Raw genomic sequence first — 12930 nt, 5'->3', positions numbered from 1 at the left:
TCATGAGCTGTGCAGCATCCAGGCGATCGCCTCAGCGTTGATAACGGGTACGACCCGGTGAAGTACATTCACACTCTGAAACTAGCCTTCGGCAGTTCTTCAAGGGGATGATTCTCTCAGCCTAGCAGCATCTGTATCCCATCCCTTAAAAGGAATGATCAACAGGGTAACCGCACGGAATCGTCTCTCTGGCCCTAGGGCTTCAGCCTACTCGGTTTCTTCATCGATTTGAAGAGTGATCAGTTATAGGTTTACCAATAATATCATTCGATTAAGACCTTGTCAAATATTCAACATGCTCCAGCAATCGCTTCAGCATAACGACCGCTTGGGCGCGTGTTGCTTCACCTTTCGGATCGAACGTATTCGCGTTTACACCGGTGATGAACTCAGCAGATACAGCTTGAATGACTGCTTCGCGTGCGTAGCTGCTGATGCTGCCGCGGTCCTTGAACTTCGACAATGCCGTGCTGTCGTAAGGCGACTTCTGGCCGGCTGCTTCCACAGCGCGGACCAGCATCACGGCCATCTGCTCACGAGTGATATTATCGTTCGGTCGGAACGTTCCGTCTTCATAGCCGCTGATAATGCCTGCTCGTGAAGCTGCGCCGATGCTCGCCGCCATCGGATGCCAGGAGCCGATGTCACGGTAGCGGTCCGCAGCGTCAGTATCTCCCGGAAGACCGAACGAACGCGCAAGCAAGGTAGCGAACTGGCCGCGAGTCAGCTTATCATTCGGCGCGAAGCGATCGCTCGATACGCCCTCGATGATATACTTCGAGGCAAGCTCTTCGATCGCCGCGCGCGCCCAATGCGAGCTCGTATCCGAGAAGCTGCGCTTGCGCTCCGCGGCTGCGTAGATATCATTGCCGCTGCCGATCAAGCGGAATACGGATGTGCTGCCGCTCTGCTTCAATGTGTTCGGCACATATTGAATGCGGTCGGACGCTTCATCGTAACGGACGACGGTTGACCGATCATCTGTGAGGCTGCTCGTGGTGCGTAAGCGCGCTTCATAGCTAGCAGTGACCGACTTCGTATTAGTCGCGCTAGTATACGCCGACAAGTAGAAGTCAACTGGCGCTGCCTTCATCTGACCTCCTGTCGACCGCACTTCTCTTACAAGCTCAGAACCTTTCGACACAGAGCCCGCGGATTCCAGCTGGATAAGCAGATACACCGTCGAGTTGGAGCTGAAATCTCTCTTGATCTCGCGAATATCTAGGGAATCAAGCGGCAGTGTGTACAGGATATCGCCATAGCGTACCGAGAAACGAGCATTGCTGGATTCTTGACGAATATCGTCCAGCACATTGACCGGTACAGCTACCATCGCTGCCTTCTCAGAGGTTGGAACATTAAACATCAGATGCTTGCTGCCGCCATAGCGCACAGCGTAGCGCAGCGCTTCCTTCAGCTTCGATTCCTGGAGCGTATATTTCTTGATCGATTCTTCAAAGCGAGAGCGTTCGCTGCTTGTATTGGCAGCTGATGTCTCCAGGTAGTACATGCCGTTTTCCAAGAACCAATCATACGGCACTTGCTTAACATCCGCTGGAAGCCCAACGGAGCCGTCTGTCTGATTCGATAAGCCGTAGTCCGCAAAAGTCAGTACCTTGTTCCCGCTCTCATCCTGCAGCGGATTGTTGCCAGGCGCATACGTTAATCTAACGGTTGCGACAGAGCTTACTGCGGACTCAAGGACCAGTGTTACCGTGTCACCGTTTAAAGAGGTCGAGACGATCGATCGGTTCGTGCCATCAACAAACACATAGAAGTTGCCGAGCGGACTCGTGTTGTTAGCCAGCTTCAGCTTCTCCGAGAACTGGAGCGTAATGACCGCATTCTTCACGCTGCCCTGCTTCAGAACAGGAACCGTGCTGTCTGAATTGTTTGCGACAGCTGCAAAGGAGAATGCTGCCGCTCCATTACCGGACAAGTCGGTAAGCCGCGGCTCGCCAGGAACATAGGAGAGCAGCACATTGTCAGAGCTGTTTACCGCGGAATTCAGCGTCAGCACGACCGAATCGTTTATGATCTCCACTTTATCCACGTAGCGGGCAGCATTATTGACGAGCACCGAATAATGGCTGCGCAGCGGAATGCTGTCCGGCTTCAGCGCCTCATTATATTGAATCGTCAATTTATTGCCGCTGACTGTTGATTTCTGATACACGGGCGCTGTTGAATCGTTGCTGCCGCGCGCATAACGATCGCGAAATGCCTGAAGCGGATTGCCTGCTTCATCTTGAAGCGGATATTTGCCTGGTGTATAGTCAACCTTCACCGTCTTATTGGAGGAGATCGACTCGCTCATGACAAACGTTACCTGCGAGCCGCTGTGCTCGATGCGGCGAATGCTCTTCTCCTTGCCGTCTACCCACACCGTAAACTGCTCATCAGCGGATGAGGATACGCTCGCCAGCCGCTCATTGAACTGCAGATAAACACGCGAACTCGAAAACGTCGCATCAATCACCTTCGGAGCGGAAACCTCCATATCATTTTTCACCTGAATACCGGAGATAGCCGCTGCGGCATTGCGATCATTATCCTCAATCACGCGTGTATTCGGCTGAGGTGAATAAATTAACAATACTATCTGGCCTGCAGAAATACCGCTCGTCAGCTCGATATCCACTACATTTCCCGTAACTGCGGTACTCTTCAATGCACGTGCCTCGCCGTTAACGTATACAAGGAAGTTGGTTATTGGCGGTACAGAGCCTTCTCTCAAATTCTCGTTGTATTCAAGTCTAATCTTCTTCGAGGTTTCCATGCGAGCCTGCTGCAGAACAGGTGCGGCAGTATCCGTAGAGGCCTTCACCGTGAACCTCCAGTTGTTCGTATTAGCAAGACCTGCGAATGCCATATGGTCCGCGTCACGGAGCGCATCCTGCGTAACTGTGACACCGTACACTTCACCGCTTCTAAACGTGATATTAGGATTGATATTAATAACCTTCGTACCGCTGCCCGTGATCTGATCAGAAGTAATCGGAATCCGTTCCTCGAGCGTATTGCGTGTTACATTAATGAGCAGGATCTCGCCCGTGTTCTTCCATACCTCTTCATCAAAATGAAGCTGCAGATCCGCATTAGCCGCTACTTGCGTCTCACCATTGGCTGGAACAAGCTTCACTAGCTCAGGTGCCTTCTGAACACCGACAGTCGTGAACCTCCATTGATTCGCGTCATACAGCCCTTGGAATTCTCCTCGATTGCCTACAAATGTTCCATTATCCAATTGAACACTATACGTCTTGCCAGCCTCTAATCTATCGCGCAGCACCCACTCAACATAGCTTCCGTCCACAGAAACTCGTCGGCTGCCTACATCGGTTTGTTCCACTACATTTCCTTTGCTGTCACGAATGATGAGGTTACCTTCGCCTTTACTGACATCTTCACTAAATCTAAAGCTGATCAGCGTATCTGTCGCTACTTGTGTCGCGCCATTGGCCGGGTACATTTTCTCCAACACCGGAGCACGCCGAACCGCATCAGGATCTAATGCAACAACGGTAGATACTTTCCCTGATTTGTCCGCCTTGCCATGATTGGCAGTCATATTGACAGCAGCCTCTGCATACGCCGTCGCAGAAGCAGCCTCCAACATCAGGGTCAAGGCTAATAACAATGCTGTCGTCTTTTTCAAGATTAGCTCCTCCTTCAATTATTGAAATCCAATTCCTCTATATACACCTGACGCTGTGAAGATGAGATAAGTTTCTCTCTTAATCCCAATTTAAGAAAAAAGTTCCTCAGTCGATATGGCGTTATTGACATAAAAAAAGCACCCTTTTACAAAGGGTGACAGATACTCGAAAGAATCGACATGAATCATTATTTATCTTATGGTCATGTCGTCTTTCTCCATATGTAATAAGTAAATATATGCTGCAGCACAACCTTCAACGCGGCAAAAACCGGCACTGCCAGAATCAACCCGATGATACCCGCGATCTCCCCTCCTACGAGCAGGGCAAAGATGATGGCGAGCGGATGCATATGCAGCGTTCGACCTACGATCTGAGGTGAAATAACATTGCCTTCAAGTATTTGACAGATTGTATTGACCACTGCTACGAAGATCATCATCTTGACGGATATCGTGGACGCCACAACGAGCGCGGGCGCTGCGCCAAAGTATGGTCCAAGATAAGGGATAATATTAAATATCGCTACAAACAAAGCCAGCAGGAGTGAATATGGCATACCGATTATGATATACCCGATGTAAGCGAGCACCCCGATAATGACGCATACGATAAACTGCCCGCGAATGTAATTGCCAAGCGCTGTATCAATATCCTTGAACATCATGACCATATGCTTGCGATGACTCTTCGGCACATAGGCGATAACTGACCGCTCAAACACGTCAAAGTCCTTCAATATATAGAAAATGAGAAACGGCACGATCAGCGCAATAAACAGAAAGTTCAGAGTAGCCCCGATATTGTCCATGAATTCGGACATCGCTAAGCCTAAACGCCCCTCCATCGTGTATACCCACTCATATACGCCAGAACGAACGGAGGAAGGAAGCAGCGACGATTGATTAATGCCGTCTATGATATCCTCCGCCTTCGCATTAAGCTGCGGCATCTGGTCGTTTAATTCCTCAAGCTGCTTAATCAGCATCGGAATGATGTTCATCAGAATGACTGTAATCGAAATAATGAACACCGCATAGATAAGCAGCACTGCGATCGTACGCGGCACTTTGCGATCATTCAAAAGTGTAACAATCGGATTCAGCACATACGCTATGATCATCGCAATGAGAAACGGCGCTAGTATCGCCTTCAGAAAGTCATAGACATTTCCGATAACCGGTCGAAGCAGATACAGCATATAGAGAATTACTAGCCCCAGCAGCGTATATATTCCATAGACAAACAAACGATTTTTAAATAGTCGCTCCACCTTTATCCCACACCCCGCGTTCGGACATGCATCACACAGTAGAGTATATGTTAACTATTGAAAAATTAACCCGATTGGTTCGCCTGCTTCATCCTCCAAATTCGTTGATTGCTGCTGCCGCGGAACTCGAGCCCAAGAGACTTATGCTCCAGTTGAAATGGTCCGTCCACCAGCACATCAATCTCCGCGAGCAGATCCAGCATATCCTTATTGCCTATTTGCTGGATCTGCTCCAAGGTATAGCCTGTATACGCCCATATATGGCGTCCGTGCTCACGCAGTATACGAGCCAAGCGCTTCACATACCTGGCCTGCATAAAGGGCTCTCCGCCAGACAGCGTTACATCGGTCAGCGGATTAGACAGCAGCTCCGCTGCCACCTCTTCCACGCTCATGGGCGTTCCCGCGCTGTACGCCCATGACTGCGGATTGTGGCAGCCTGGGCACTGATGAGGGCAGCCGCTGAAGAAGACGACCGAGCGGAGTCCTTCACCGTCCACGACGCTGTCGTGGACGATGGACATGACGCGCAGGCTCATCGATGCTTCACTCGCTCAGCTTCTTCAGCGCGCTTCGCCGAATTCCACTTATCCATGCTGCCGACCAAGTAACCTGTAATGCGGCGAATCCGCTCGATCTGCTCAGAGTCCGCGCCGCAGGCAGGACAAGCATCCTCAATCACCGCTTGATAGCCGCAGCCTCGGCAGCGGTCGATCGGATGATTGATTGAGCCGTAGCCTACACCGTTCGCAGCCATCGCGCGCACGATTCGATCAAGCGCCTGCGGGTTGGAACGGGCGCTGCCATCGAGCTCCACATAAGTGATGTGCCCCGCATTGCACAGCTCGTGAAACGGTCCTTCAATGCGGATCTTATCGTAGGCTCTCGCATTCGCATATACCGGCAGATGGAAGGAATTCGTGTAGTATTCCCGGTCTGTCACTCCCCGAATTGTTCCGAACGCGGCGCGATCCTGCTTCGTAAACTTTCCGGAGAGCCCCTCTGCTGGAGTCGCAATCAGCGAGAAGTTAAGTCCTGTACGCGCGGCGGCTTCATCCATCCGCTGACGCATATGCTTCACGATGCGCATGCCAAGCTGCCGCGCTTCTTCGGATTCACCATGGTGGCTGCCAGTTAGATGCACAAGCGTCTCTGCCAGGCCGATGAAGCCGATGCTTAAAGTGCCCTGCTTCAGCACCTCATGCAGCGTATCATCAGGTTTCAAATCTCTGCTTCCTCTCCAGACACCCTGCTGCATGAGGAAGGAGAAGTCTCCAGCTCGTCGTGATGCCTGGTAGGACATCCGTTCAAGCAATTGTCGCTCCGCTATGTCGATCAGACTATCCAATCGCTGCATAAAATCATTCGTGTTACGAGACAGCAGGCTTAATCGCACAAGATTCAGCGTACTAAAGGACAGGTTGCCTCGACCGATAGCCGTTTCCGCTCCGTTGACATTGCCCATTACCCGTGTACGGCATCCCATGTAGCAGGCTTCGCTCTCGGCTGTTCCATCATTGTACTGTGCGTTGAATGATGCATCTAGAAACGCAAAGTTCGGAAACAACCGTTGTGCGGTCGTTTCAAGCGCAAGCTGGTACAGTTCGTAGTTCGGATCGCAGGGCTCAAAGTTAACCCCCGACTTGACCTTGAAGATCTGAATTGGAAAGATCGGCGTTTCGCCATTGCCTAATCCGCTCTGTGTCGCGAGCAGCAGCTGACGAATGAGAAGGCGTCCTTCGCGAGAAGTATCCGTTCCGTAATTGATCGAGATAAACGGCACCTGACCGCCGCCGCGTGAATGCATCGAATTCGCGTTATGTATGAACGCTTCACAAGCTTGATATACATCTCGTTCTGTAAGTCTCCAAGCTTCTGCTTCTCTATCAAACGTGTCGCCAAGCGGCAGCGAGCTTAGATAAGCCGCGTGCTTGTTGAACGTCTTGCCCACATAAGGCGCCAGATCATAGTCGAACATCGGGAATGCTTGTCCGCCATGCTGCTGATTCTGATTCGCCTGCAATATGATAGAAGCGAGCGCCAATGCGCTCTTAATATCCTGCGGCGCGCGCATATGACCATGTCCCGTATTGAAGCCGCTCCGCAGCAATTGACCGAGAGGAATCTGGCAGCAGGTCGTCGTTCCCGTCGCGTAGAAATCCAGATCATGCGGATACAATAGATTTGCTTCCATCGCTTGACGCGCTTCATCGCTAAGCAGATGGTTGATCGCATACCAACGCGAGCTTTCGCTCGCCATTTTCCCCATGATGCCCATTGGAGAACATCCGTCTACATTCGCATTCTCCCGCATAAGGTCGCGATCTTTTCCATCCAAGATACGATGCAATGAGCCTGATAATTCATGTTCTGGGCTGCTTAGCGTCGTCACTGAGCCTATCTTGATTCTAGGCTGCTGTATATGTAGATGCTGCACGGAATCATGCGGCAGTGCAGGTGCTGTTGAAGTTCTATGTCCCATAATAATCGCCGTCCCTTCTAAATTAACACAATATATAGTATCTACAATTAACAATCAACACAATATGTATTATGTCACAGCCAAAACAAAAAAAGCGCCTATCCCGCTCCGTAGAGCGAGAATGGCGCTTGCGCAGTCCAATTCTATTCCAATTGAACCTGTTGTTAAGATGTTTGTGACTCCGTAAACCCAGGAGACAGCTGTGTGACTGGAGATGCCCAATCGTCACCGAAGAAGAGATCGTCTAACGAACTTAACGTCCCATCTTCCTCCACTTGAAACACCGACATCTTATCACCGTTCACCGATAATTCAATATAACAGCCCCAGCAATAAAATTGATGGGAACCGATCTTGCCAATATCCTTAGAATTGCAATTCGGACATCGCATACTCTCACCATTCCGTCCATCCGCTATAGATTTGAACTGCCGTCAAGCAAAACAGACATCATGGACGTACTTCAGTACCTATCGTGTCAGGTCACGATAATGGCGTCTGCCCCCATAAGGCCTGTCCCTTCGAATTGTATCCTTCCTTCCAGTAGGTCGGACAGCAATCCGTCTGATATTTCCAGTCCTGTTATTGTATTGCCCAATTGAGGCTGAAAATAAACATCTGCCACTCTTCCAAGCTGGCTTCCTTCAGTTGTGATGACTGGCAATTCCTTAATTCGGTGTGGACCTTGCAGGAAGGTTCGAGCTTGGTCTGTCGAGTTTCCCTTCAGCTTATGAACGAGCTCCTTGCTCTTCAGCATAACGGTTTCTTCACCGCACGCGATCACATGCTCCCATGCAACAACAGGTATGGTACGAGAGTATATGGTTCGTCCTTCTAATTCCAGATGAGTAATCTCCCACTGCTCTGACAACCATATATCATTCACTTTGGACAATCGCTTCCCGGTTTCGATGTCATACACCGGAAGGCCAATTAATTCGAGCAACTTCAAGGTCAAGCCTCCTCGTGACTGTACATGATGATTGAACGAGCGAAGATGATCGTCTCTTCCACTCATCAGATATGCCGCGAATTTGCTATGAAGCGAAGTATGCGTCCCATTCGAAGTATGTATCCCATTCCCTGTGTCTGTCCGAACAAGATGTTATCCAGCTAAATTCTTGTACGCACGCGCGCAGCAATGGTTTCTATATGGTTCACAACTGCTTCTGCTTGTTCCTTAGTATTGCCCATTCCGAGACTGAATCGTACTGCGGTGTTCGTCCGTTCTGCAGGAAGCCGCATCGCTTCAAGAACGTGAGACACTTCCAGCGAGCCCGACGTGCAGGCCGAGCCGCTGGATACATGAATTCCGAGCATGTCCAGATTCATGAGCATCGTTTCAGTCGGCACGTCCAGTATACTGACGTTCAATATATGCGGCACGCTGCGATCTCCATCGCCGTTCAGCACGACGCGCTCGCCCAGCAGCGACTTCAACCCGTGCCACAGCGCGGCACGAACTTCTCTAATGTTAGCAAGCCGCGTGTCAAGCGCTTCATAGGCTTGTGCTACAGCTGCGCCAAAGCCAGCGATACCAACAACATTTTCCGTACCGGCACGCCGTTTGCGTTCTTGGCTGCCTCCGAAGATGAGTGGCTCCCACTCCGCCCCATGCCTGCAATACAAAGCGCCGATCCCCTTCGGGCCGTTCACTTTATGCGCAGAGAAGCTGGCGAAGTCGATAGGCAGCTCGTTCAAGCGAAGCTGTTCTATCCCTAACGCTTGCACCGCATCGGTATGCACCAGGATGCCGCGTTCTCGCGCCATGCGGCCGATAGCTTCAATCGGTTGGATCGTGCCTACCTCGTTGTTCGCATACATCACGCTGATCAAGCATGTTTCAGCCTTCACGGCAGCTTCAATGTCCTCGAGACGGACGAAGCCTGTCTGATCTGGCTGCACATAGGTGACCTCAAAGCCTAATCGCTCTGCCTGCTGCGCTGCATGCAGTACAGCATGGTGCTCAATCGCAGTTGTGATCATATGCGGTTTCTTATCGCTGATCCCATCTCGTTGATGCTTCAGCCAGCGTGACCAGAGCACACCGAAGATTGCCGCATTATCGCTTTCGCTGCCTCCGCTCGTAAAGACCAGCTCATTCGGCGCACAGCCCAAGCTCTTAGCGATACTGTCTCGCGCCTGACGCACGAATGCCTTCGCATCACGCCCTGCTCCATGTACACTGGAAGGGTTTCCATACACATCCAAGCTTGAGGCCATCGCTTCGCGCGCTGCCGGGTGCAGCGGTGTTGTAGCGGCGTGGTCCATATATATGCGATTCATTCGTATTCCTCGATTCTATACGATAAAGATATTAAATATAGAACATATAGCTGTCTTGAGCGCCTTCCTCTTTATATTGAATCAGATCAGCTAATGTAGTTGAATCAAGAACTTCAGCAATGCTGTCCCGTATTCGCATCCACAAGTTACGTTTAGCAGGATCATCTTCTTCTGTAAAATCAACGGGAGATATCGGACCTTCCAAGACGCGAATGATCTCGCCCGCGCTTACATGCTCAGGATCTTGAGCAAGTATGTATCCGCCATATGCGCCGCGAATGCTCTTCACAAGTCCGGCGTTGCGCAAAGGAGCAATCAGCTGCTCAAGATAATGCTCTGATAACTGGTTCTTATCCGCTATGCTTTTAAGCGAAGTTGGACCTTCTCCGAAACTGCGCGCAAGCTCCATCATGATGGTCAGACCATAGCGACCTTTTGTGGATATCTTCATAAACACACCTCAATAATTAATGTTAATAAAATTCATGGTATTCCTATATGCCACCAAGTATATCCTATCATATCTACACCCGTTATGGACAATTTCGTCCACGTTTATTCCTGTTCGCCCTCATTTACGCGTTTTATTTTTGTATCTGTACAACGTATGTTACAATACGAATATTATCGAAGAAAGGATTGACGGTGACTCACATGAATAACACACCAGAACAGACACGCGTAGTCGTCGGCATGTCCGGCGGCGTCGATTCGTCCGTCACGGCGCTGCTCTTGAAGCAGCAGGGATATGATGTCATCGGCATCTTCATGAAGAACTGGGATGATACCGATGAGTTCGGACATTGCACTGCTGAAGATGACGCCGAAGATGTGCGCCGTGTCTGTGAACATATAGGTATTCCTTATTATACAGTCAACTTTGAGAAGCAATATTTCGAGAAAGTTTTTGAATATTTCCTAGAAGAATATCGGAACGGCCGAACTCCCAATCCCGATGTCATGTGCAATCGCGAGATCAAGTTCGGGGAGTTTCTCCGCACGGCGCTTGATCTTGGAGCAGAGTATGTCGCGACTGGACACTACGCTCGCGTAATAGAAGAGGATGGCAAGTTCAAGCTGCTGCGTGGAGTTGACAGCAATAAAGATCAGACGTATTTCTTGAATGCGTTGAATCAAGAGCAGTTGTCTCGCGCGATGTTCCCAATCGGACACCTGCCGAAACCGGAAGTGCGCCGAATTGCAGAGGAAGCGGGGCTTGCAACAGCGAAGAAGAAAGACAGCACGGGAGTATGCTTTATCGGTGAGCGCAACTTCAAGCAGTTCCTCAGCCAGTACCTGCCTGCGCAGCCTGGCAATATGGTGGATATCCGAACAGGTGAGATAAAGGGAAAGCACGACGGCCTGATGTACTATACACTAGGTCAACGTCAAGGCTTAGGCATTGGCGGCTCCGGCAACGGTCAGCCATGGTTCGTAGTCGATAAGGACCTGAAGACGAACACCTTGTACGTCGTTCAAGGCGATGATCATCCATGCCTGTATTCGGTCAACCTTGAGGCAGTTGGCATCAACTGGATCGCGGGCGATATGCCGGAAGGACCTATTCGCTGCAGCGCGAAGTTCCGATACCGCCAGCCTGATCAAGGAGTTACCCTAACGAAGCAGCCAGACGGCACGGTCCTCGTGGAGTTCGATAAGCCGCAACGCGCGATTACGCCTGGGCAAGCGGTCGTATTCTACCAAGATGAGGTATGCTTGGGCGGCGGCACGATCAATAAGATCAACAAGCTGGAACCTATTGTACTGCCATAGATCATCATTAATATAACCGCCAAAAGAGGCTGTAGGATTAGCTCATCGCCAATTCTACAGCCTCTATTTCATGCAGTATATGATTCAGATTGATTATTTGGAAGTATGAGTTCAGGAAGCCTCTTCAATCACAGTACTACTCTTCATTCTCTTTACAATAAGACGAGTGATCCGCAAATGGTACGTATCTTCCACGATAAATTCAAAATCCTGATTATACGTAATTCGCTGCCCTTTCTTCGGCGGCAGCTCGACTTGTAAATACATCCATCCGCCTATCGTATCGAAATCTTCCGAATCGATGTCCATTCCGAAATATGCATTCACTTCTTCAATCAGCATTTTGCCATCAATAGAAAATACATTCTCTTCCCGCTTCATAACCACAGGAAGCTCTTCATCGAACTCATCTTGAATCTCGCCAACGATCTCTTCCATGATATCCTCTAACGTGACCAAACCGGCTGTGCCGCCGTATTCATCAATCAGCAGAGCAATCTGCATCTTATTTTTCTGCAGCAGCTTCAGCAATGCGCTGATAGCCATCGATTCAGGCACGCTCAGGATCGGACGAATCAATTCACGAATATCGGTTACATCGTCCGCTGCTTTAACTAGGTCTTTTATGTGCACAAAGCCAATAATGTTATCCTTATCAGGGTCGCATACGGGATAACGAGTATGCATCTCGCTGTACGCAGTCTCGCGATTCTGTTCGAACGAATCTGTCGTATAGATACATACCATTTCAGTACGAGGTATCATAATTTCACGGGCATGTGTATCTGAGAATTCAAATATGTTGTCCATCAATGTCAGTTCTGTATTGTCGATTAGACCGCTCTCGTGGCTCTCCTTCACTAAGATACGAATCTCTTCTTCTGTGTGGGCATCATTTTCACCAGCTGGCTGTACTTTGAACAAACGCAGCAGTGAATTGGCGGATCCATTAAGCATCCAGATAAACGGATACATCACCTTGTAGAATACCGTTAACGGAATCGCAGTCCATAGTGTGATCTGCTCCGCCTTGCGGATCGCTAAAGATTTAGGCGCCAGTTCGCCGAGTACAATATGCATAATCGTAATGAAAATAAATGCAATCGCAGTAGAAATCGTAATAATAAGTGCTTCTCCCGCTCCTAATGCAGCGAGAGGATCATGAAGGAGCTCGGCGATCGTCTTTTCCCCGATCCAACCCAAGCCGAGTGAGGCTAATGTAATACCCAACTGACACGCCGATAAATAGGCGTCCAAGTTGTTCGTCATGTTGCGTGCGAACTTAGCTCTCTTGTTGCCGTCCATCACTAAAGCATCGATGCGGCTGCCGCGTACTTTTACCATCGCAAATTCTGCGGCTACAAAAAAACCGTTCATAACTACAAGCAGTACGACTAACAACAATCCCCAAATCGGTAACGGGTCACTATCCAAATTAATTCCCTATCCGCCTCCCA

The 12930-nt window shown here is 49.8% G+C and carries 10 protein-coding genes; 1 reads left to right on the top strand and 9 read right to left on the bottom strand.

The window, feature by feature from the left end; translation table 11 throughout:
• Window positions 1-271 precede the first annotated feature (271 nt).
• From AC3WTP_RS18645 to cymR, 8 genes are all read right to left on the bottom strand, one after another.
• A complete protein-coding gene (locus AC3WTP_RS18645) occupies window positions 272-3658 on the bottom strand; it encodes an Ig-like domain-containing protein (protein WP_492396136.1) in 3387 nt (1128 codons plus the stop codon).
• Between the two features lie 203 nt (window positions 3659-3861).
• Window positions 3862-4932, bottom strand: coding sequence for an AI-2E family transporter (locus tag AC3WTP_RS18640; RefSeq protein ID WP_492396135.1), 1071 nt, complete (start codon window positions 4930-4932; stop codon window positions 3862-3864).
• Window positions 4933-4997: 65 nt separating this feature from the next.
• Window positions 4998-5465, bottom strand: coding sequence for an anaerobic ribonucleoside-triphosphate reductase activating protein (nrdG, locus tag AC3WTP_RS18635; protein WP_492396173.1), 468 nt, complete (start codon window positions 5463-5465; stop codon window positions 4998-5000).
• 2 nt (window positions 5466-5467) lie between these two features.
• Window positions 5468-7414: an anaerobic ribonucleoside triphosphate reductase gene (locus tag AC3WTP_RS18630; protein ID WP_492396134.1), complete on the bottom strand. Its 1947-nt coding sequence runs from the start codon at window positions 7412-7414 to the stop codon at window positions 5468-5470.
• Window positions 7415-7578: 164 nt separating this feature from the next.
• A complete protein-coding gene (locus AC3WTP_RS18625) occupies window positions 7579-7806 on the bottom strand; it encodes a YrzR-like zinc ribbon domain (RefSeq protein WP_492396133.1) in 228 nt (75 codons plus the stop codon).
• A gap of 86 nt (window positions 7807-7892) precedes the next feature.
• Window positions 7893-8366, bottom strand: coding sequence for a PRC-barrel domain-containing protein (locus tag AC3WTP_RS18620; protein ID WP_492396132.1), 474 nt, complete (start codon window positions 8364-8366; stop codon window positions 7893-7895).
• A gap of 161 nt (window positions 8367-8527) precedes the next feature.
• Window positions 8528-9700, bottom strand: coding sequence for a cysteine desulfurase family protein (locus AC3WTP_RS18615; RefSeq protein ID WP_492396131.1), 1173 nt, complete (start codon window positions 9698-9700; stop codon window positions 8528-8530).
• Between the two features lie 31 nt (window positions 9701-9731).
• Window positions 9732-10151, bottom strand: coding sequence for a cysteine metabolism transcriptional regulator CymR (gene cymR / locus AC3WTP_RS18610; protein ID WP_492396130.1), 420 nt, complete (start codon window positions 10149-10151; stop codon window positions 9732-9734).
• A gap of 203 nt (window positions 10152-10354) precedes the next feature.
• Between cymR and mnmA the strand changes: the two genes are divergently transcribed.
• Window positions 10355-11473 carry a tRNA 2-thiouridine(34) synthase MnmA gene (mnmA, locus tag AC3WTP_RS18605; RefSeq protein WP_492396129.1) on the top strand — a complete coding sequence of 373 codons (1119 nt, stop codon included), beginning with the start codon at window positions 10355-10357 and terminating at the stop codon, window positions 11471-11473.
• A gap of 111 nt (window positions 11474-11584) precedes the next feature.
• Here mnmA and AC3WTP_RS18600 read toward each other — a convergent pair whose 3' ends face one another.
• Window positions 11585-12907: a hemolysin family protein gene (locus tag AC3WTP_RS18600; protein WP_492396128.1), complete on the bottom strand. Its 1323-nt coding sequence runs from the start codon at window positions 12905-12907 to the stop codon at window positions 11585-11587.
• Window positions 12908-12930 lie beyond the last annotated feature (23 nt).

The sequence above is a fragment of the Paenibacillus sp. EB106-04-04-XG159 genome, assembly GCF_058791835.1.
The sequence above is the reverse complement of the archived record's forward strand: the minus strand, read 5'-3'. Positions and strand labels throughout refer to the sequence as shown.